The sequence below is a fragment of the Paracoccus sp. MBLB3053 genome, assembly GCF_031822435.1.
Classification (GTDB): Bacteria; Pseudomonadota; Alphaproteobacteria; order Rhodobacterales; family Rhodobacteraceae; genus Paracoccus; species Paracoccus aurantius.
Genome location: NZ_JAVQLW010000001.1, coordinates 1102098 through 1122808, shown reverse-complemented (window position 1 = coordinate 1122808; position 20711 = coordinate 1102098). Strand labels below are relative to the sequence as shown.

Annotated in this window: 21 protein-coding genes and 2 tRNA genes; 7 read left to right on the top strand and 16 right to left on the bottom strand. The window is 62.1% G+C overall.

Annotated features, from left to right (window positions below; translation table 11 throughout):
* Positions 1-23: 23 nt before the first annotated feature.
* The 5 genes from RGQ15_RS05660 to dapF all read right to left on the bottom strand — a co-directional run bounded on the left by RGQ15_RS05660 (position 24) and on the right by dapF (position 4306).
* Positions 24-887 (bottom strand): polyprenyl synthetase family protein, encoded by an 864-nt coding sequence (locus RGQ15_RS05660; protein WP_311159246.1) that lies wholly within the window; start codon positions 885-887, stop codon positions 24-26.
* The gene (locus tag RGQ15_RS05655) at positions 887-1123 is read right to left on the bottom strand and encodes an exodeoxyribonuclease VII small subunit (protein WP_311159245.1); all 237 of its coding nucleotides are present in this window, start codon (positions 1121-1123) and stop codon (positions 887-889) included. The genes RGQ15_RS05660 and RGQ15_RS05655 overlap by 1 nt, the downstream gene beginning before the upstream one ends.
* Positions 1120-2037 carry a histone deacetylase family protein gene (locus tag RGQ15_RS05650; protein WP_311159244.1) on the bottom strand — a complete coding sequence of 306 codons (918 nt, stop codon included), beginning with the start codon at positions 2035-2037 and terminating at the stop codon, positions 1120-1122. The genes RGQ15_RS05655 and RGQ15_RS05650 overlap by 4 nt, the downstream gene beginning before the upstream one ends.
* A gap of 179 nt (positions 2038-2216) precedes the next feature.
* The gene (gene mtaB, locus RGQ15_RS05645; protein WP_311159243.1) at positions 2217-3482 is read right to left on the bottom strand and encodes a tRNA (N(6)-L-threonylcarbamoyladenosine(37)-C(2))-methylthiotransferase MtaB; all 1266 of its coding nucleotides are present in this window, start codon (positions 3480-3482) and stop codon (positions 2217-2219) included.
* Entirely contained in the window at positions 3479-4306 is an 828-nt protein-coding gene (gene dapF, locus RGQ15_RS05640) for a diaminopimelate epimerase (protein WP_311159242.1), read from the bottom strand. The genes mtaB and dapF overlap by 4 nt, the downstream gene beginning before the upstream one ends.
* Positions 4307-4403: 97 nt before the next feature.
* Here dapF and RGQ15_RS05635 point away from each other — a divergent pair.
* Both RGQ15_RS05635 and RGQ15_RS05630 read left to right on the top strand, forming a co-directional pair.
* Positions 4404-4479 (top strand) — tRNA-Lys (locus RGQ15_RS05635).
* A gap of 50 nt (positions 4480-4529) precedes the next feature.
* A tRNA-Lys gene (locus RGQ15_RS05630) sits at positions 4530-4605 on the top strand.
* Between the two features lie 95 nt (positions 4606-4700).
* Here RGQ15_RS05630 and RGQ15_RS05625 read toward each other — a convergent pair.
* Both RGQ15_RS05625 and RGQ15_RS05620 read right to left on the bottom strand, forming a co-directional pair.
* Positions 4701-5744: a glycosyltransferase family 61 protein gene (locus tag RGQ15_RS05625; RefSeq protein ID WP_311159241.1), complete on the bottom strand. Its 1044-nt coding sequence runs from the start codon at positions 5742-5744 to the stop codon at positions 4701-4703.
* Between the two features lie 20 nt (positions 5745-5764).
* Positions 5765-6079 carry an antibiotic biosynthesis monooxygenase gene (locus tag RGQ15_RS05620; RefSeq protein ID WP_311159240.1) on the bottom strand — a complete coding sequence of 105 codons (315 nt, stop codon included), beginning with the start codon at positions 6077-6079 and terminating at the stop codon, positions 5765-5767.
* 181 nt (positions 6080-6260) lie between these two features.
* On the opposite strand from RGQ15_RS05620, the gene RGQ15_RS05615 reads away from it, so the two are divergent.
* The 5 genes from RGQ15_RS05615 to RGQ15_RS05595 all read left to right on the top strand — a co-directional run bounded on the left by RGQ15_RS05615 (position 6261) and on the right by RGQ15_RS05595 (position 10382).
* Entirely contained in the window at positions 6261-6839 is a 579-nt protein-coding gene (locus tag RGQ15_RS05615; protein WP_311159239.1) for a DUF1269 domain-containing protein, read from the top strand.
* A gap of 57 nt (positions 6840-6896) precedes the next feature.
* Positions 6897-7652 (top strand): monofunctional biosynthetic peptidoglycan transglycosylase, encoded by a 756-nt coding sequence (mtgA, locus tag RGQ15_RS05610; RefSeq protein ID WP_311159238.1) that lies wholly within the window; start codon positions 6897-6899, stop codon positions 7650-7652.
* Positions 7653-7730: 78 nt separating this feature from the next.
* Entirely contained in the window at positions 7731-8420 is a 690-nt protein-coding gene (fzlA, locus tag RGQ15_RS05605; RefSeq protein WP_311159237.1) for an FtsZ-binding protein FzlA, read from the top strand.
* A complete protein-coding gene (gene queG / locus RGQ15_RS05600) occupies positions 8401-9444 on the top strand; it encodes a tRNA epoxyqueuosine(34) reductase QueG (RefSeq protein WP_311159236.1) in 1044 nt (347 codons plus the stop codon). Before fzlA ends, queG begins: the two co-directional genes overlap by 20 nt.
* The gene (locus RGQ15_RS05595; RefSeq protein WP_311159235.1) at positions 9441-10382 is read left to right on the top strand and encodes a DMT family transporter; all 942 of its coding nucleotides are present in this window, start codon (positions 9441-9443) and stop codon (positions 10380-10382) included. Before queG ends, RGQ15_RS05595 begins: the two co-directional genes overlap by 4 nt.
* A 5-nt stretch (positions 10383-10387) precedes the next feature.
* Here the strand turns inward: RGQ15_RS05595 and RGQ15_RS05590 are convergent, their stop codons facing one another.
* The 9 genes from RGQ15_RS05590 to cysQ form a co-directional block, all read right to left on the bottom strand.
* Positions 10388-11782 (bottom strand): hypothetical protein, encoded by a 1395-nt coding sequence (locus tag RGQ15_RS05590; protein WP_311159234.1) that lies wholly within the window; start codon positions 11780-11782, stop codon positions 10388-10390.
* Entirely contained in the window at positions 11779-13500 is a 1722-nt protein-coding gene (locus RGQ15_RS05585) for a DUF5927 domain-containing protein (RefSeq protein ID WP_311159233.1), read from the bottom strand. The genes RGQ15_RS05590 and RGQ15_RS05585 overlap by 4 nt, the downstream gene beginning before the upstream one ends.
* Entirely contained in the window at positions 13497-14489 is a 993-nt protein-coding gene (locus tag RGQ15_RS05580; protein ID WP_311159232.1) for a glycosyltransferase family 2 protein, read from the bottom strand. The genes RGQ15_RS05585 and RGQ15_RS05580 overlap by 4 nt, the downstream gene beginning before the upstream one ends.
* A 49-nt stretch (positions 14490-14538) precedes the next feature.
* The gene (locus RGQ15_RS05575) at positions 14539-15801 is read right to left on the bottom strand and encodes a glycosyltransferase family 4 protein (RefSeq protein ID WP_311159231.1); all 1263 of its coding nucleotides are present in this window, start codon (positions 15799-15801) and stop codon (positions 14539-14541) included.
* Positions 15791-16789: a UDP-glucose 4-epimerase GalE gene (galE, locus tag RGQ15_RS05570; RefSeq protein WP_311159230.1), complete on the bottom strand. Its 999-nt coding sequence runs from the start codon at positions 16787-16789 to the stop codon at positions 15791-15793. The genes RGQ15_RS05575 and galE overlap by 11 nt, the downstream gene beginning before the upstream one ends.
* Position 16790: 1 nt before the next feature.
* Positions 16791-17681, bottom strand: coding sequence for a UTP--glucose-1-phosphate uridylyltransferase (locus RGQ15_RS05565; protein ID WP_311159229.1), 891 nt, complete (start codon positions 17679-17681; stop codon positions 16791-16793).
* Between the two features lie 148 nt (positions 17682-17829).
* Complete coding sequence (locus tag RGQ15_RS05560; RefSeq protein WP_311159228.1) at positions 17830-19041, bottom strand: glycosyltransferase family 2 protein; 1212 nt, start codon at positions 19039-19041, stop codon at positions 17830-17832.
* Positions 19041-19841 carry a 3-deoxy-manno-octulosonate cytidylyltransferase gene (locus tag RGQ15_RS05555; protein WP_311159227.1) on the bottom strand — a complete coding sequence of 267 codons (801 nt, stop codon included), beginning with the start codon at positions 19839-19841 and terminating at the stop codon, positions 19041-19043. The genes RGQ15_RS05560 and RGQ15_RS05555 overlap by 1 nt, the downstream gene beginning before the upstream one ends.
* 4 nt (positions 19842-19845) lie before the next feature.
* Positions 19846-20643 carry a 3'(2'),5'-bisphosphate nucleotidase CysQ gene (gene cysQ / locus RGQ15_RS05550; protein WP_311159226.1) on the bottom strand — a complete coding sequence of 266 codons (798 nt, stop codon included), beginning with the start codon at positions 20641-20643 and terminating at the stop codon, positions 19846-19848.
* Between the last annotated feature and the right edge of the window lie 68 nt (positions 20644-20711).

Genomic DNA, 20711 nt, shown 5'->3' with positions numbered 1-20711 from the left:
GCTGACCCTTTCGTCGGATTTAGTCAGGCGTCTCGTTCGATGATAAACCGCGCAAGCGCGCGCAGGTTTCCGGCTTCTTCGCCATAGGCTTCAAGCGCCGCCTCGGCATGGCGCACAAGTTTGCGCGCCTTTTCCCGGGCTCCGTCCAGCCCCAGAAGCGAGACGAAGGTGGCCTTGTTCGCCTCTCCGTCCTTGTTCAGGCGTTTGCCGGTTTCGGCCTCATCGCCGACCACATCGAGAATGTCATCCTGAATCTGAAAGGCCAGCCCGATATTGCGAGCATAGTCGGAAAGTGGGGCCAGATCCGCCCCCGCAAGGATTGCCCCCGAAGTCGCCGAAAAGACGATCAGCGCGCCGGTCTTGGCACTTTGAAGCCGCTTGATCGCGACAAGGTCGAGGGGCTCGGCCGCAGTTTCGGCGGCGATGTCCTGCGCCTGCCCCCAAACCATGCCGCGCGCTCCGACCGCGTCGGCGAAAGCCTTGATCAGGGTCAGGCGCACCTCGGGCGAACCCGACCGCGAATCCGCGAGCAGACCGAAAGCAAGGCTCTGGAGCGCGTCACCCGCCAGGATCGCCGTCGCCTCGGACCATTGGATATGGCAGGTCGGAAGACCGCGCCGCAGGTCGTCATCATCCATGGCAGGCAGATCGTCATGGACCAGGCTATATGCGTGCAGTGCCTCGACCGCAGCGGCAACGGGCAGTGCCTCGTGATCACGAATGCCAAACAGCCGAGCCGATTCCATCACCAGAAACGCCCGCAGCCGCTTGCCGCCGATGCAGGCATATCGCATCGCATCGGTCAGTTCGCCCGGCGGCAGCTTCGCCATGGCCTCGTCCAGCGCGGCCTGAACCTGCGCCTTCACATCCTCAAGTCTGTCTTGCATCATAGCCCCTCGGCAGGGACCGTTCCGGTCGGCTGGCCGTTGGCGGCAAGGGTGATCTTTTCAACCCGCTCCTCGGCACGACGCAACACCTCGTCGCAATGCTTGCGCAGCGCGGCGCCACGCTCATAAAGCGCGATCGATTCCTCGAGCGTGGCCTCGCCATGTTCGAGCTTGCCGACGGTCGCCTCAAGCTCGCGCATTGCCTCCTCGAAGGACATGTTTTCGATCTCGGTCATGCCACCGTCTCCCTCAGAACTTCGACATGGGCGCGCGCGGTGCGGCCCAAAACGCCGAGATCATAACCCCCTTCGAGGACCGATACCACCGGGGCCGAGCAGGTGGCGGCAGTGTCGCAAATCATCCGCGTGATTTCGGTGAAATCGTCGTCTTGCCAAAGCAACGAGGCAAGCGGATCGACGGCATGAGCATCGAAGCCGGCCGAAACCAGAACAAGTTGGGGCTGCCATTGCCGAACCTTGCCGCAGATCTCTTGCCATGCCCCGAGCGCCGGCGCGCCATCCGTGCCCGCATGGAGCGGCATGTTCATGATCTGGCCAAACTCGCCACGTTCATTTGCCGCACCCGTTCCAGGATAAAGCGGGAACTGATGTGTCGAGGCAAAGAAGCCTCGCGGTTCGTTCCACAGCATTTCCTGCGTGCCATTGCCATGATGGACATCGAAATCAAGCACGGCGACACGATCGACACCGTGCATATCCAGCGCCCGCTGCGCCCCGATCGCGATCGAGTTGAAGATGCAGAACCCCATCGCCCTTGCTCGCTCGGCATGGTGGCCCGGCGGTCGCATCGCGACAAAGGCGCTTTTCGCTTCGCCTGCCAGAACCGCGTCCACCGCCGCACAAACGCCCCCGACGGCATGGCGCGCGGCAGTCAGGCTTCCCGGCGACAGGTAAGTGTCCGGATCGAGCATGGTCCAGCCTTCGGCGGGTGTCTTGCGACGCACCGTCGATAGATATGCTGGCAAGTGACAGCGCAGGATTTCTTCGTCCTCGGCCTCGGGTGCCTCGCGACGATCAAGTTCCAGATCGGCAAGCGCATTGATGACGGCGTCAAGCCTCGTCACCTGTTCAGGATGACTAGGCGGGGTAACATGCCGAAATCCCGACGGATGTGTGTAAAGAAGCGTCATTCCCAAACGATTATGCGGCACACTTGCACCGGGCAAGTGATAGTTCTTTGACCTGACGAAATGGACGATTCTCGCTGCCCGTGCTGCCTATCCCGGCTGCATCGGCGGCTGTGCCGCCCCATCAGGACCCGGCCACCTTCAGGGGACAGTCCCTTGAGCAGGTCCAAGTGCCGCGATTGTCAAACGGTCAGCCGCTGACCGTCCTGTCCGGAAATCATGACCTGCATCAGCGATCCTTCGGGCATGTCGCGATCAAAGGTGACTTCGGTGAAATGCTCGGTTCTTGCCAGACGCGGACCTTCGGTCAGAACCATCCGGGTGTGACCGACCTCAGCCAGAAGGTGACTGCGCAGGGCCATATCCCCTTTGGCACGCAACCGGGCTGCGCGGTCCTTGATCGCGGGGCCAGCGACGCGCGGCATCCGCGCGGCGGGCGTGCCCTTGCGGGCCGAATAGGGGAAGACGTGCAGGAAGGTCAGGCCGCAATCATCGACCAGCTTCAGGCTGTTTTCGAACATGTCTTCGGTTTCGGTCGGGAAACCGGCGATGATATCCGCGCCAAAGACGATGCCGGGGCGCAGCTTGCGGGCATCCTCGCAGAAGCGGATCGCGTCGTCGCGCAGGTGCCGGCGCTTCATCCGTTTCAGGATCATGTCGTCTCCGGCCTGCAAGGACAGGTGAAGATGCGGCATCAGTCGCGGCTCGGAGGCGATGGCGAGCATCAGATTCTCGTCGGCCTCGATCGAATCGATCGAGCTGATCCGCAGGCGCGGCAGGTCGGGCACCAGCCGCAGGATGCGCATGACCAGATCGCCCAGCTTCGGCTGGCCCGGCAGGTCCGCCCCCCATGAGGTCAGGTCGACCCCGGTCAAGACGACCTCGTGGAAGCCGCGATCGCGCAGCCGCTTGATCTGGTCCACGACAACGCCTGCGGGAACCGAGCGCGAATTGCCCCGACCGTAAGGGATGATGCAGAAGGTGCAGCGATGGTCGCAGCCGTTCTGGACCTGCACATAGGCGCGGTGGCGGCCGAAACCGTCGATCAGGTGGCCGGCGGTTTCCTTGACCGACATGATGTCGTCGACCTGCACCTTTTCGGTTTCACCGATCAGGTCGGGCGCCTGGATGCTGGCCCAAGTCTGGGGCTGCATCTTTTCATGGTTGCCGATGACTCGGGTGACCTCGGCCATGGCGGCAAAGGTCTCGGGCTCGGTCTGAGCGGCGCAGCCGGTGACGATGACCGGCGCACCGGGGTTTTCACGGGACAGGCGGCGAATCTCCTGCCGGGCCTTGCGCACGGCTTCGGCGGTCACGGCGCAGGTGTTCACGATTACCGCGCCCTTCAGGCCCGCCGTTTCCGCCATTTCACGCATCGCCTCGGTTTCATAGGCATTGAGCCGACAGCCCAGAGTCGCGAAGACCGGAGGATTCGCCTGATCCGTCATCCCCGCCACACCCCGTCAAAGACATGCGCAGTCGGTCCGGTCATCCAGACCCCATCGTCACGCCAGTCGATTTCCAGAACGCCGCCGGGCACGTTCACCTTGACCTTGCGGTTGGTGAGCCCGCGCCGCGCCGCCGCAACGACGGAAGCGCAGGAACAGGACCCCGAGGCCAGCGTGATGCCGGTTCCCCGTTCCCAGATGCGCAGCACGATCTCGTCGGGCGAGACGATCTGCACGACCTCGACATTGGCACGTTCGGGATAAAGCGGGTGATGCTCGTGAATCGGGCCGAAATTCTCGAGATGGATCGCCGCGACATCCTCGACGAAGAAGGTCATGTGCGGATTGCCCATGCCGGTGGCGACCGGGTCGCCCTCGATCGGCAGGTGCAGCATGTCGATATCCTCGGCCAGCGGAACCCGGGCCCAGTCCAGCACCGGATGGCCCATGTTCACGCGCGTCAGGCCATTGCCCGCATCCTCGGCCATCAGCACGGCATGATCGGTCGCCAGCCGAAGTTCGCGCGCCCCCGATTCGGCCAGCAGGTAGCGCGCGACGCAGCGCGTCGCATTTCCGCAGGCCGCCGAGACCGAGCCGTCGCTATTGTAGAAGACGAGCCGCGCATCGGCATTCTCGCCGGGCAGGATCACGGCCAACTGGTCAAAACCAATGCCGAAATGGCGGTCCGCCATGGCCGAGATGACGGCACGGTCGGGCTCACCTCCGGTCTTGCGACCGTCGATGACGACGAAATCATTGCCGAGCCCATGCATTTTCATGAAGGGCAGCGCGGCGCCTGGGGCGAGGTTTTGCTGCTGGTCCATGCCGGTCACATACGCTCGCTGAATACTTTTTTCCAGAGGTCGTGATTTTTCCGCTTGACCCCCCATGCCGTCGCCAATAGTTAGCGCCCCGTGATGTGGGCCCGTAGCTCAGTTGGTAGAGCAACTGACTTTTAATCAGTGGGTCACAGGTTCGAATCCTGTCGGGCTCACCACTGAAAAGCCAAAGGCTTGGGTTTCCGCCCGAGCCTTTTGTCGCTGATGTGGGCCCGTAGCTCAGTTGGTAGAGCAACTGACTTTTAATCAGTGGGTCACAGGTTCGAATCCTGTCGGGCTCACCATCGCTTTCCGGACATGTCCAAATGGGCTGGAAAACGCATGGAACTCCGCTGATGATCACTCGATCGCAATGCCCCGCCACGGGTCATCCCGATCATCACTCGAAGAGATCCAGCGTGCCTGCCAGATCGCTCCAGTCGAGCGAAAAGGCCGAGCCCTCGCCCTCAGCCACCACTAGCCCGAAGCGCTGATCAAGACGATCACTGAGCTGCTTCAAGGTGGCAGCGACCCGATCAGGCGGCTGGATCGGGATGATCCCGGCCCCCGCCGGCGCGGCCGCAACCCCGTGAACCATCTGGCTGCCTTCGACGCCCACGATCATGCGCGCGGCGCCGCATGCATCCACGATCTCGTCGACGCTGGCAATCAGCGGGTCAATGACCCTGAAGCCGCGTTCCGTTGCCAGTCGATCGGCCAAGTCCCTCTCGTTGCTCAGCACCCTGGGATCGCCTGAATTGCCCCGCAAGAGGAACACGCCCGGCAGGGGTTGCAGCTCGCGCCCCTTGACCAACCGCGCGCGCAACTCGCGCTGACGGCGCGCCTTGTCGGCATTGTTCGCCAGATCTCCGAACAGGATGAGTTCGTCGAAATGCACGTCCCCCGACACATGTCCCGGAGTGGCGCCGGCAAGCTCCAGATAGCGCGCAGCATGGCTTCCGGGCTTGGGCGGTTGCCCTGTTCTCAGCGGCCGGCCTGTTCCTTCGGCGAGGGGCCAGGTGACAAGTTCATCCATCAGCCAACTGCCGAACCAGCGATTTGTCACCCAGGTTTCGTAGAGCGCTCCGCTGATCGTCCGGTTCGGACGCCCTGCCAGCCCGAACCGGCGACGACGTGGGCGCAGGTGAAGTTCGGCACCATTGCTGAAAAGAACACCGTCAATCAGATCGACATGGCGGAACCGCCATGCGACCGTCGGTCCTTCGGTTTTCTCACCGTCGCGGGTCAACGCTTCGATCGTGTCGGGCAGTGATGCGAAGACACTCTGCCGGATGCGGTCGATCTGGCCTGGCAGTGCGAGAGCCGGGTAGAAGCGCAGCGTCGCTGCGGGCGCCTCTTGCCAGCTTTCGACCGCCCTGGCAAAGAAATCCGGCTGGGGTCGGCCGAGCAACCTGCGCAAGCCTGCGCTGTAGGGGCGAAACATGCTCAGCATTCCGGGCGACGTCACTTTCGATCTGCCGCGCGGCCTTCGACGAGGACCGGCGAAAAGAACCGCTTGCTACGCCGGCCCAGGGTAAGCGGATCAATCAGGCGGATGCATTCGCGATAGTGATCGGTGCCGCGATGCGCGTCCAGCGCTGCCTCGTTCTCGAAGATTTCGTAGACCGAGAACCGGTTCTCATTTTCCGGGTCGCAAAGCAGATCGAAGCGGATATTGCCGGCCTCGTTTCTTGCACCGTCCCAGTTGATGCGAAAGGCCTCGATGAAGGCATCGCGACTGCCGGGCCTGACCTCGATCTCAACAAGCTGGATCCGCATGTGCAACTTTCCGTAGAAACAATCTGAAGCTGATCCATTTGTCATCCTGACCAGAGCGGCTGGCAAGTCCCGATACCGCGGAACAGGATGAAATTGTGGCCGTTCAGGAACGCGAGCCTGTCAAATTGCGTTCCCCCCGGAACGCAGGACAGAAATCCGTATCGTTAGAAAGGTTCCTCTCATGTCCGATCTGCTGGTCATTGCATTCGACGACGAAACCACCGCGTTCGAGCTGCGCAGCGAGCTTGTGAAGATGCAAAAGGAATATCTCATCCAGCTTGAAGACGCCGTGGTCGTGACCCGCCCAACGGCCGAGGACATCCAGCTGCACCAGGCCATGAACCTGACGGCGGCAGGGGCCCTGGGGGGCGGTTTCTGGGGCACGCTGGTCGGTCTTGTCTTCCTGAACCCGCTGATCGGCGCTGCGGTCGGCGCGGCTTCGGGCGCGATCGCAGGGCGGCTGACCGATATCGGCATCAACGATGACTTCATGCGTGAAGCCGGCCATTCGATCGTTCCGGGCGGTTCCGCGGTCTTCATCCTCATCCGCAAGATGACCGCAGACAAGGTTCTGGCGCGGCTCGAAAGCTTCCACCTTCGCGGTCGGGTGATGCAAACCTCGCTTCCCGACGATCAGGAAGAAAAGCTGCGCGCGGCCTTTGCCGGTGGCAAGCTGGGCACGGCCCTGGGCCTGCCTCATGTCGACACAGCCGCTCCGGCGCCGTCCGTGACAGATCCCGCCGACGAGCCCACATCGTAATCCTGAAACAGCTGCACACGCTTGACGCAACGGGCATTGGCGTGACAGGACGCGCCCATGCCCCGGCGCCGCGCAAGCACTCCTGTTCAGCACATCGATGATGGCCGCCCGGCGCGCCGTCGCATCAGGCATAAGCGCCCGGTTCGTGCCGCGGCCCTCTGGCTTTGGGGATGGCTGCGCTGGTTCGGGCTCAGATTGCTCGCGCTGATGTTCGTTCTGGTCTTTGCCTTCTCGCTGATCAATCCTCCGACAAGCTGGACGATCTGGCAAGGCACCCACGAATATCCGGGCACGCCAAGGGAATGGACAAGGCTCGCGAATGTCGCGCCGGTTATGATCCGTTCGGTCGTCGCCGCCGAGGACGCGAATTTCTGCAACCATTGGGGTTTCGACATGATCGAGATCCGCCGGGTCATCGAATCGGGCTCGAACCGTGGGGCTTCGACCATCTCGCAGCAGACCGCCAAGAACGTATTCCTCTGGCAGGGGCGGAGCTGGCCGCGCAAGGTTCTGGAAACCATCTATACACCGATGATCGAGGCGCTCTGGTCCAAGCGTCGCATCGTCGAGGTCTATCTGAACCTTGCCGAGTTCGGTCCCGGGGTCTTTGGCATCCACGCGGCTGCGAAACATCACTTCGGCACCACGCCCGACAAGCTTAACGCACGTCAGGCGGCCGCCCTTGCTGCCATCCTGCCAGCTCCGAAGACCCGGAAGCCCCAGACCAATTCAGCGCGCGCGCGGGCAATTGCCGATGGGGCAGCCACAATCCGGCGGGACGGGCGCGATTCCTGCCTGCTGCTGACCCGCTGACCGCAACTCGGTTGAATCCAAGGTGCGGCAAGCGTATCACACCTTCAGTCCGCGAATGATCTCCGGTGTTTTCCCCAGATGAATACTTCTTCACCCAATTCCACGATCAGGCTTTATCACATCGCCCTCTCGCCCTTCTGTCGCAAGGTCCGCCTCGTGCTGGCCGAGAAGCGCATAGAGGTCGAACTGGTCGAGGATCGCTATTGGGAACCCGGCTCGGAACTGCTGCGCCGCAATCCTGCCGGAAAGTTGCCGGTACTGCGCATGGACGGTCGGCTGCTGGCCGAAAGTCAGGCAATCTGCGAATATCTGGACGAAAGATATCCGAACCCCGCGCTCATGCCTTCTTCTTCGATCGACCGGTACGAGGTTCGGCGGCTGTGCTCGTGGTTCGACGACAAGTTCAATGCCGAATGCACCAGGCCCGTGATGTCCGAACGGGTCTGGAAGAAGGTGATGCGGCAGGGCTATCCCGATTCCCGGACAGTCAAGGCCGGGCTATCCGCAATCCGCTACCACATGGACTACATGAAGAGCCTGCTTGAACATCGTCGCTGGCTTGCGGGCGATGTCATGACCCTGGCTGATTTCACCGCTGCGGCGCATATTTCATGCCTTGATTACATCTCGGATGTCGACTGGACCCATTCGGCCGAGGTTCAGGAATGGTATGCGAAGATCAAGTCGCGCCCGGCCTTCCGCAGCCTTCTGGCCGACCACCTGCCGGGCGTTCACCCGGCGCCACATTATGCGCTCCTGGATTTCTGACCCGGTCGAGATCCGCTCGCGTCTGGATGAGCAAGCTCGGGCCGAGGGTTTCTCGGCCCTTGGCATTTGCGCGCCCGACGCCCTGCCCGAACTGCCCGAACGACTAAGCGAGTTCCTGGCCAAGGAACGTCACGGACAGATGGAGTGGATGGCGGAGCGCGCGCATTGGCGCGCGGCGCCGAACGCCCTTTGGCCAGCCGCGCGATCGGTCATCATGCTGGCCGAACTGTACACTCCCGAGATTGACCCGACTGCGGTGCTGGCCCATCGCGACCGTGGCGCGGTCAGCGTCTATGCCCAGGGCAAGGATTACCATGATCTGGTCAAGAAGCGGCTGAAGCGACTGGGCGGCTGGCTAGTGCAGCAAACCGGTTGTGAAATCAAGGTCTTCGTGGACACCGCCCCGGTGATGGAAAAGCCTCTTGCCCAGGCGGCGGGCCTTGGATGGCAGGGCAAGCATACCAACCTGCTGTCACGGGAACTGGGAAGCTGGTTTTTTCTCGGCTCGATCTTCACCACGCTGGATCTGGCCAAGGACGAGCGTGAACGGTCGCATTGCGGCTCTTGCCGGGCCTGCCTCGACGCCTGCCCGACCGACGCGTTTCCGGCGCCCTACCAGATCGACGCCAGGCGCTGCATCTCGTATCTGACCATCGAGCACAAGGGCCCGGTCGATCCGGAACTGCGGCCCCTGATGGGCAATCGCATCTATGGCTGCGACGATTGCCTTGCGGCCTGCCCTTGGAACAAGTTTGCCCAGTCGGCGACCGAGCTGCGATATCACGGGCCGCATGGCGCCCCCGCGCTGGCCGAATTGGCGGCACTCGACGATGCGGCGTTTCGCGCGCGATTTTCAGGCAGCCCGATCAAGCGGATCGGGCGCGACAGGATGGTCAGGAACGTACTTTACGCGATCGGCAATTCCGGGCTTGCGCATCTTCGTCCGGTGGCAGAAGCCTTGCTGCATGATCCCGATCCCGCCGTGGCCGATGCCGCGAAATGGGCCTGCCAAAGATTGACATGATTCATACACCTCAGAGCCCGCTTCGCGGCATCGTGTTCAAATGCCTCAGCGTCATGATCTTCACCATCATGGCCTCGATCGTGAAGGCCACCTCGCAGGATGGCTTGGGCATCCCACCCGGTCAGCAAGTGTTCTTTCGTTCCTTTTTCGCCATCCCGGTGATTCTGGTCTGGCTTGCCTGGCGGCACGAGCTTCGCACCGGACTGAAGACATTTCGACCGATGGGGCATTTCTATCGAGGCATCATCGGCACGGCCGCGATGGGCTTCGGCTTCTGGGGGCTGGCACTGCTGCCCTTTCCCGAAGTGACGGCGATCGGCTATGCCGCCCCGCTGCTTGTGGTGATCTTCGCGGCCATGTTCCTGGGCGAAAACGTGCGATTGTTCCGTCTTTCAATGGTGGCGCTTGGCCTGATCGGGGTGATCATCGTGCTGTCGCCGCGCATCACCACAGGCGCGGATCTGGGCTACAAGGAAAGCCTTGGCGCAATGGTGACGCTGGCCGGGGCGACCTGCGCGGCACTTGCCCAGATCTTCGTGCGCAAGCTGGTGCAGGAAGAGCGCACCTCGGCCATCGTCTTCTGGTTCTCGGTCACCTCGACCATCCTGGGCCTGCTGACGCTGCCTTTCGGCTGGGTCATGCCTGACCTGAAAACCGGGCTGCTGCTGGTCCTGACCGGGCTTCTGGGCGGGCTTGGGCAGATCATGCTGACCTCGGCCTATCGCTATGCGGATGCCTCGCTGGTTGCGCCCTTCGAATATGTTTCGATGCTGCTCGCACTTGCAATCGGATGGTTCATCTTTGGCGAGGCCCCCACCCTGGTGATGCTGCTGGGCGCCTCGCTGGTCATCATCGCGGGCATTCTCATCATCTGGCGCGAACGCCAGCTGGGGCTCGAACGGAACCGCCAGCGCAAGGCGATGACGCCGCAAGGCTGATGCCGTCAGGCTTGGCCGCCGAAACCGAAGGCGATGTAATCGCGCAGATAGGCCTTTTTCGCAGCACTCCGCAGCTTATGGTCGTTCAGGAAATCCGGGAACGGTTCCGCTAAAGGTGCCGGCGCCGGACCCTTGATCCCGGCGCTTGCCGCAAGCCATTCCAGATCTCGGGCCAGATCGCCTTCCCTCAGCACCATGTCAGGACCGCTGAAGCGGGCAAAGCCCGCCAGGACCTCGGACTGGCTCGCCCAGCCGGGATGCACAGGCAGCGAGGTCTGGCCGTTCAGGTTTCGCCGCAGGAATTCCAGAAATGCCTCGAAAAGCTCGGCCTTGCGGTCATCCGTCAGGCCGAACAGTTCTTCGTCGGGCGGCAGCTCGACGCGATAGACCTCGCGCATCAATTGCCGCAAGTCTGGATTGCCCCGCGCCAGCATGGTCTCGAACGCGGTCCAGGCTCGGCGCAAGGGGTGACGCAACACGGTGAAGCTGCGATGGCCGGCATGGTCGCGTTTCCATTGCCGAAGGATGTTCTGGTTCAGATCGCTCGTCACATCCCCCATGAGACGAAGCCAATCGGTGATGCTTTCAACCGGCCCGCCCTTGATGGGCATGAAGATCAGCCCCTTGCCGGCCTCGGCTGCGGCAAAGGAAGGGACCGAAGGACCACGACGCGGCTCGAAATTCGGGATCCGACGCAACATGAAAGGATCGAAGCGCGATAGCTCGGCCTCCATCTCGGCAAAGTTCGAAACCTTCTCGGACAGTTCGCGCGGGTTCTGGGGCACCTGGTCGTCGGCCGGTGCGACCCGGTCGATATCGGTCCGTCCCAGCCAATGGATCAGGCCGGTCATCACATCCGCGTCCAGCAGATCCTCATAGCCCAGCCAGAACGCGCTTTGGCCCGTCGATTGCAGGCGGTGCTGAACTTTCAGCTGAAACTCGAGGATCTCGCTTGTGACTTCGCGGAACTCGGCCGCGTCGAAATGCGCGGCAGCGGGTATCGGGGTTTCGGTATGGTTCAGCTTCCACTGGTTCGTCGCGCGCGCGAGGGCGGTCGAGACATAGCTGTCCGCCGGGTTGCGCGTCAGGACGATCTTGGCACAGGACCGGTCATCCATGATCGCATCGAAGACGCGCGGATCATGATCGTGAAAATAACGAAACCCGGCCAGGTGGTTCGGCTTGTCGAAGATCGCCTTAAGCAGCCGCAGCGGATCTTCCTCGCGTTGGGCGCGGGTGATCCCCTTGAGTTCATCCTTGTCGGGCCAGCCCATCATGTAGGGGTTGAACGCCTCGCCAAAGCAGGTGACACGCTTGATCGCGTTCAGCGTGGCTTCGAGCAGATTGGACCCAGTGCGCATTTCGGCAAAGATCACAAAGCGCTGGTAGGGTTGGGTCATCTGATCGTGCTTTCCTTTGCCGGCACAGGGTCAACCACGGGAAATTCGCCCATGAGTTGGGGGCGCAGCCCCGCGTTTCGCAGCCTTTGCAGGAACCGTCCCATGCCGGCCATCTGGCGCATGGGCGGAAGGTTGGCGGCCACCTGAGGATCACCGCCCAGATCGCGGATCACGCTGCGCAGCGCATCTGCGGGCCTGGCGCAGAAATCTCCGAGATCCCAGATTTTCGTCCGCGCCTTGAGCCAGACCGAGTTCAGTGTTGCAATCTGTTCAAGCTCTGTTCGCTGCAGGATGGCGGCGATGCGGCGGATATCATCGAAAGGCATGCCTGAATGCAGCAAGGGCACGGCCCATGCGCCCGTGATGACGAAGATCCGCGCATTGGGGTCGGTAGCCATAAACCAGTTCAGATCTTGCTGATCACGAGGACTGTATTGGATGATCTGCATCCGGTGCGAGATCCGGATCAAATTGGCGATGAAGCCGCGCGCGTCAAGATCTCTCAGAGCCGCGCTGTCACTCAACCCGCCCGGTCCGATCTGGCTGCGCCCCGAGAATTCGACGCCATATCGGGCCATGACATGCCCGTGCACATCCGCATCCACCCGCTCGGCAAGCCATTGCTCGAAATCGGGGAAAAGGTCCGAAAAGCCTTGCAGGACGGCATATGGCCCGGCGGTCTTCCCGTTTTCGCGGTCGAGCTGCGGAAAGCGGCTCTGCATGTAAAGCCCCGGTCGCCCCAGCCTGCGTCGCGCGACGGCCTGTGCGATGATCCGGTCCAGCCGTTCCGGCTGCGGCTCGGCGAACGAGGGTTCGCCCTGCAATGGGCGTGGAAAATGGGTGTAGAGCGCGGTGGCATTTGGCCAGATCTTGCGTGCGACGAAGCAGCGTGATTCTTCGAGAATCTGGCGGTGGTCATTGTAGAAGATATAGGGCTTGCCCTGTTCATCGAATTTCGCAAGCGTAAGCGAACGGCTTTCGATGCCCGTCGAATGCCTGCGGGCGAGTGTCTGGAAATAGCTTTCGTCGGGGATCCAGACGCGGCTGAAATAGGCGTCGAACTCGGCCCGGCGCGGATCGGCCAGGATCGCGCGCAGCGTGGTGCGCGTCAGGCACCACCATTGCGAACCCAGATGGGGAACGAGGCCATCGGGAATGCGGCGCTTGAGCTTCAGCTTGCGTTGCAGATCGACATAGCGGTCGAACAGCTTCCGATGACGGCGGTACGAAAAGGGAAAGCGCAGCGTGAAGCGTTCCTCGTTGAGCCCTCCGACGGTCCAGCCCACATCCCCTGCCGTCACGCTTTCAATGAAGTCGCGCCGGGGATGGCAGGCCAGGAAGGCTTCGAGATCGGCGACTGGCCGCAGCGGAAGGCATGAGCCCGAAACGACCATGACATGGGTCACATCCTCGAAGCGGTCGAGCAACAGCGATGCAGCATCCTGCGTCGCGCGCACCAGGCTGAAGGTTCCCCATTCGCAAGGATGGCGGGGCGTGAAGATGATCTCATCGCGACGGGCGAGATCGATCTTCATCGTCGCGAGGGCGTCGGAGGACGCCTTTGCATCCACGTGGATCGCCACCGGCACTCCGCCATTGGCCCAGACTTGCGCCATGCGCGTGGCGATCGGCAGTTCGTTGTGACAGAGCATCACGATGCCCAGCTTGACCGGCTCGCGGCTTCTGGACAGCAACGCCGAGCTCTGTTGCGCGTTCATGCCCAGTTCCCTTTCGAGATCAGCCCGAGATCTTCGAGTTGCCGCCAATCCTCGTAACGCCGAGATTCCTCGCACCAGAAGTCCTGCTGGTCCTGCAATCCGGAATGGTATGCCATGTATTCCTGACTGTCAGCATAGTGCTGGCGGCGCTTCAGTTCCTCTGCGGATTTCTCGGCGAATGTGGACAGAAACTTGGCATGCAGCAGGCAACCCGAGGCTTTTTCGCCACCATGCTCGTCATAAACGACATTCAGCGACCGCGGGAGAAGCATATGGGTCGAGCTGACATAGGCATAGGGACGTTCCCAGCGCACCAGCGGGATCTTGTTCAGCGCCGGCCCCTTTTCGGGATTGCCGTGGAAAAAGGCCCGGCTGCGCGGCCCGCCCTGGATCCACAGGTTGCCGTATTCGCCGTTCTTGCGGATCGTGTAATTCGCCGGATCGAACCAGCTTGCAATCTCGAACGGATCGGTACCCTCGTCATAGGTCTGCTGGCAAAGCGCGCCTTTGGGATACATGTCGAGCAGCATCGCCGAAAATGACTTGATGGTGGAGGCATCCAGCCAATCGGTCAGCGCCTTGAGTGGTCGCGAATCGTGGTGCGGATAGATCAGGAACTCGTCCGGATCGACGGTCAGGCACCAATGCCCCGTTCCGTAGCGGAACAGCAGCCAGTTGATCCAATCCATTCCAAAGCGGGAATCCTTGTAGCTGGCTTTCGTGGTCCAGACCGAAACATCGTTCTGTTCGGCCAGATATTCCGCGCCCCCGTCATCCGAACCATTGTCGACCACCAGGAAATGCTGGATTCCAAGGCGGCGATAATAGTCTAGAAAATACGGCAGTCTTATCTTTTCGTTCCGCATCGACATGAAAAGCAGAATGTCGTTCGGACGTATCCGGCGCGTGCGCACGGACAAGGGGCGAAGCCTTCGCCGGCGCCGGATCGCGCGCCCCAGCAGCCACTGCCGGCGCACTCTCAGACGCATTTTTCTTCGAAAGGTCCTGAACAGGCGTTTCACGGAACTTCTTCACTTTTTACCGGGGCATATCTGCCGACAGGTGAACTGGCAATCTTTCCTGCATGGCCTTACGCACAAGGGCAAAATGTGCGTTCCATTCGGGCACCACTTGCGGCGACAAACGGATGGCCGGTGCGGCGGCGATATCGGCCAGACAATCCGCCCAAGACTGGCAATCATCGGGCGAATGATAACGCGCATAGCTGCCCAGAAGCTCCCTTGCCACAGGCAGTGGCGCACAAATGACAGGCACTCCGCGCGCCGCAGCCTCGGTGTAGGGCAGACCGAAACCCTCTGCCCTGCTGGGCATCAGCATGCCATGGCTATGTTCCAGAAGTGCCGCGACCTGACCGTCGTCCAGGCCCGACAACTCGCGTATGACGCCATCCGCCGGAAGTCTGTCCAGCCGGGCAAAGGTTTCCCGGTTTTCCCAGCCCCGACGACCGATGATGAAAAGTCGCGGCAAGGCGTCGGCGGGAAGGCGCCGCGACAACTCGTCCCAGACATCCAGCAGCAGCGCGTGATTCTTGCGCGGCTCGATCGTACCCAGCGTGACGAAATACGGGCGATCCAATGCGAGCCGATCTGGAAGCCTGCCGGGCTCTGCCTTGGTCAGACGCGTCCCGATCGGGGCCGTCACAACCGGGGCATTTGCAGGAAGGTTCAGACGGTCTCGCCAGGCGATGACCGCATTGCGGGTCGCCTGGGAAATCGTCAGGACAAGATCCGCCTCACCAACTGCGGCAATGAAACGGTCGCGAAACTTCTCGGATTGTCCTGCTCGGGTGAACTCGGGATGATCCAGCGGGATCGTGTCGTGGATCAGTGCCACCCTGCAAAGCGGATGCAAAGCCCGCCAAAGCCCCTGGGTCAGGTTGCTGTGACCGACATTCAGGTAAACGGCCCGCCCGCCCAGCAAATCAATTACCCTATTGGCGATACCGCCCCCCGTCGCGGGACTGCGCAGGATTGCCATCTGGCGCAAATGCCGTTCCGCACGAAGGTGAGCGCCGCTGCGACCACGCAACCTGTCGACCAGCGCTATAGGCGGCAGGTCATCCAGCTCACCGCGCGACCAGCGCAGGATCGCCGGACCGGCCTCGGCAGGCAGCAGAAGCTGGCAACGCCGACCGCGTGCCAAAAGCAGATGAGGGGTCCGGCTCGCGGAGAGTTCGGCCAGCCACTCGGCTTCGACACGGTCGATCCCGGTGGCTGGGCCCTTGTTCAGGCGCGATAAAAGCCGCGACACATCCAGCAGGACTGCCGGATCAGCCGTCATATCCGCCGTTTTGATGCCAGCGCCACGCATCACCGATCATCTGTGGCAAGGTCGAGCGATCAGGCGTCCATCCCAGAACGGAAATCGCCTTTTCGCTGCCGGAAACGAGCTTCACCGCGTCACCGCCTCGGCGAGGCCCCTCGCTCAACGGCACAGGCCGGTTCGTCACATGGCGCGAATGGTCGATCACCTCGCGCACCGAAAAACCGTTCCCCGTGCCGAGGCAGAAGACCTCTTGCGTTCCATTGGCGACCTGCTCGTCCAGCAGATGCTTCAGGCCAAGCACATGCGCGTCCACCAGATCCATCACATGGACATAGTCGCGAATGCAGGTGCCGTCCGGCGTGGGATAATCCGTGCCGTGAATCGTCAGCGCGGCCCGCTTGCCGTCGATTGCATCGAGTATCAGCGGAATGAGATGGGTTTCGGGCTGGTGGAATTCGCCCACCTCGCCATCGGGATCGGCCCCGGCCACATTGAAATAGCGGAAGATCACCGAACGCAGCCCGTCCGAGGCGCCGAAATCCTTCAGCATGTCCTCGATCGCGCGCTTGCTCGCGCCATAGGCGTTGAGCGGCATCTGCGCGGTCGTCTCGTCCAGCACCACCCCATCATGATCGCCATAGGTGGCGCAGGTCGATGAAAAGACGAAATTGCGCACGCCAGCGGCCAAGGTCGCTTCAATGAGGTTGAGCGAGGCCGAGACATTTCCGCGCCAGTACTTGCCGGGTTCGCGCATCGCCTCACCGACCTGGCTCAGCGCGGCGAAATGCATCACCGCAACAGGCTTGTGCTTGGCGAAAACCTCGTCCAGCCGGGCACGATCCATCAGATCACCTTGCTCGAAGGGGCCGAATTTGACCGCCTCGCGCCAGCCTGTGCAGAGGTTGTCGAATGTCACGGGCTCAAAACCCGCATCCCGCAGAGCCTTGCAGGCATGCGAACCGATATAGCCCGCACCGCCAGTCACCAGAACCTTTGACGTCATCTTATTCGGCGGCCTTGCGCATGGAGAGCACATCGGAAAGGTAATCGCCGAATTCGTCCTTCAGCTCGTCGCGCGCCAGCCCGAACGCAACCGTTGCCTGAAGGAAACCGGCTTTCGAGCCGCAGTCGAAACGCTGGCCGCGGAAGCGCAGGCCAAAGACGTCGCGGCCTTCTTCGATCTCGTCGGCAATCGCGTCGGTCAACTGGATCTCGCCGCCCGCACCTTGCTTGAGCTTGTTCAGGTTTTCCATCACCGAAGGGGCAAGGATGTAGCGCCCGATCACCGCGAGGTTCGAGGGCGGGTTTTCCTTGGGCTTCTCGACCATACCTTTGGCGCGGACGATCGCGCCCATGTCTTCGGCCACGTCGAGGACACCGTAGGACTTGGTTTTTTCCATCGCGACTTCCATTGTCGCGACCATGGTGCCACCGGTTTCCTGATAGGCTTCGATCATCTGCTGCAGGCAGGGCGGCTCACCCATGATGACGTCATCGGTCAGGATGACCGCGACCGGCTCGTCGCCGACCAGGCGGCGGGCGCACCAGACGGCATGGCCGAGGCCAAGCGCCTTGTGCTGGCGGATATAGGCGATGGCGCCGGAATCCATATTGGTGCCGCGCAGGATATCCAGAAGATCGTTCTTGCCGGCCTTCTTCAGATTCGATTCCAGCTCATGGGCATGGTCGAAGTAATCCTCGAGAGCACCCTTCCCGCGTGAGGTCACAAAGATGAACTCTTCGATACCGGCCGCCCGAGCCTCGTCGATTGCGTACTGGATCAACGGTCGGTCGACCAGCGTCATGATCTCTTTGGGGATACTCTTCGTGGCCGGCAGAAAACGCGTTCCAAGTCCCGCGACAGGGAAAATGGCCTTCGTTACTTTGCGACTCATGGATCTGGTCTCCTGATCATTTACGCCGGGCGGCGCGCCCTAGCCTTGTAGCCGGTGATGGCTGCTCAACCACCGAATACACGGAACAGTTCAGCATAATTATGGAAATGTCTGTAAACACAAGATGAACTGGCAACTATTCGCCCAGTCAACGCCGCAGTGCGGCATAATACCTCCATTCGCGTGAAATCCTAGCACTGCGCCCTTGGAAAATCACCGGCGAATCGTCAGGTCTGGACGCACCCCATACACCCCCTAGTTGTTCCCACCAACCGCCTTCGGTCAGCTTCACTCGATGCGGCAACATCGTCGGTGTGAGCAACAGGATCGTGACATGACGACCCTCGGAAACGGACAAAGCCGCCTTTCTTCGCAGATGACGCGCCTGCCAGTGCCAGCCCGACAGAAAGATCCAGTCACTCGGGCTGTTCCCAAGCGCCCGGAAATCTGGCGGCGACGGACGATCCCAGGCAGGTGGCGCGGGCGGATCGGTTGGTGCCTCTGCAATACCGGCTTCCAGAGTGGCCATAACGGGCTCGACCGCCATCGGATCGATTCGACCGGCGACCATGTGGCGCAGCAGCCGGGCACGCTGGCTGCGCCGCAGCCAGTCGATCTGCCCACCGTGGCGCGCGGCAAATATTGCCGTCGAACGCCCGATCGCCGTGAGGTCGTGGGGAACGCCGACATTTGCCCGAGACGCCCCCGGCGCAAGCCCGTGGATCACCTCGGCCTCAGGGACCACGGCCGTCAGAGCACCTGGAAAACGTCGCGCCATCCGCATGTTCACGTCGCTTTCATCAAGGTGAAAGCTGAACAGGGGATCGAACCCCCCCACCGCCAGAAGGGCAGTTCGCCTAAAGGCACAATTCGTGCCAAGCGTGCTGACCGGAGCGCCATTTTCGGTGTCCAGAAGACAGGCACGGGCCACGTCTATCTGATAGCTGGAGCCTGAAGGCGTGATCCGTTCCGCCTTCACCTGCCAGTTCAGGCCGTCAGGCCCCCGGGTAAAGCCGGTCGCCGCCACGACCCGGTCGTCCTCAAAGGACGCGACAAGGCGCTCGACCCAGCGGGGCTCAGCGATCGCGTCGTCATCGACATAAAGAACGACATCCCCGCCAGCCTGGGCCAAGCCTTCGTTTCTGGCCGCCGAAATGTTCGGGATGTCGAAACTGACCCGTTTCATGGGCAGATCCGGCCTTGTCTGCACCGAGGCGGGATCCGCGACCAGAACCAGTTCGATCTCGGGATGGCTCTGGCGCGTCAGCGCGTCCAGGCAGCGGAGCAGATGGGCAGGGCGGTGGCGGGAAACGACAATGACCGTCGCCCTGATCGCCGCCGCCCCTGCCGCTGGCTGCATCAGGCAAGCCCCATCCGCTGCATCATTGCTTCGAGCTTGGGCACATCCGATGGATTGTTCAGTTCCCAGAACTCGCGACCCCGCGCCTCGACCTCGACGCAAAGGATGCGGCGGCCCCGTTCAAGGAAGCGCAACTGCTCAAGACCTTCCAGGGCCTCAAGGCGCCCTTCGCCCCAGCCGGGATATTCGGCAAGCGCTTCTGGGCGATATGCATAGACACCGACATGGTGGAAAACCGGCGTCGGATCGCTAGGACCGAAATCGGCTGAGGCGAAGGGGATCACCTCCTTCGAGAAATAAAGCCCCCGGCGGTCATGCCCGAAAACGGCGGTGGTCCCCCCGACACGGCCCGCGACGCGATCGGCGATCAGCTCCGAGCGCATCGCCCCCGAACATCGCAGCACCGGTGTCGCCACATCCGCACCGGGATCACCGCGCAGACCCTCGACCAGCTCCTCGATGAACCAGGACGGGGTCAGCGGGGCATCGCCCTGAAGGTTCACCACGAACTCCGGGTCAAGCTTCAGGTTGGCGATCGCTTCTGCGCAGCGCTCGGTACCATTCCGAGCCGAGGTCGAGGTCATCGCGACCTCGGCCCCGAATGCCTCGGCATGGTCGCGAATACGCTCGTCATCTGTCGCGACGATCACCCGGTCGATGCCCTGGACCGCCTGCGCTGCTTCCCAACTGCGCCGGATCAGACTGAGGCTTTCCCCCGTCGCACCGCGAAGTTCGACCAGGGGTTTGCCGGGATAGCGGGTCGAGGCATGACGCGCCGGGATGACGATGACGACCGGCATTTCCCTAGTCCTTGACCAGCAGAACGCCGGGCGCGAAGGCGATGAAGAACGGGTTTTCGAAGCCCGGCTTACCATAGGTAAGCTTGCTATGGTCATCGAAGCGGACAACCTCGCCGCCCGCACCGCGCAGGACCGCGTCGCCCGCCGCGGTATCCCATTCCATCGTCCGGCCGAGGCGCGGGTAAAGATCGGCTTCGCCGGTCGCGACCAGGCAGAATTTCAGCGACGAACCCGCCGAGGTCATGTCGCGCACACCGTAGCGACCGATATAGGCATCGGTTGCCGCGTCGCGGTGCGATTTCGAGGCAACGACCATCAGCGCACGGTTGTCCGGCGTCGAATTCACCCCGATCGGAGTCACCTGGCCCACGGCTTCACCGAAGGGTCCCTTTTCCTCGACCGAACCGCCATCGGCGGCAGTGTAGAAAAGCCGCCCCTTGGCAGGCGCATAGACCACGCCCAATTTCGGCACGCCGTCGACGACATAGGCGATATTCACCGTGAAATCACCGCGGCGCTGAACGAACTCCTTCGTCCCATCAAGCGGGTCTACGATGAGGAAGGTCGACAGGCTCTGGCTATGCGTTGCTGCCTGTTCTTCGGTCACCAGGGGAATGTCGGGAAATGCGGCACGCAGACCGGCGGAAATCAGCGCATCGGCAGCCTCGTCCGCTTCGGTCACGGGCGACGCATCGGACTTGGCGCGGACATCGAAGTCTTCGGAGTTGTAAATGCGCATGATTTCGTCGCCTGCCCGAAGGGCGAGCCGACGCATTTCGGCAATCATTCCATCAAATTGCATGGGTTTTCCTTTTCCGTCGTGACCCGCGGGAGGAGTGGCGGCGATTGAATACGGGCCTGCGCTTTCTT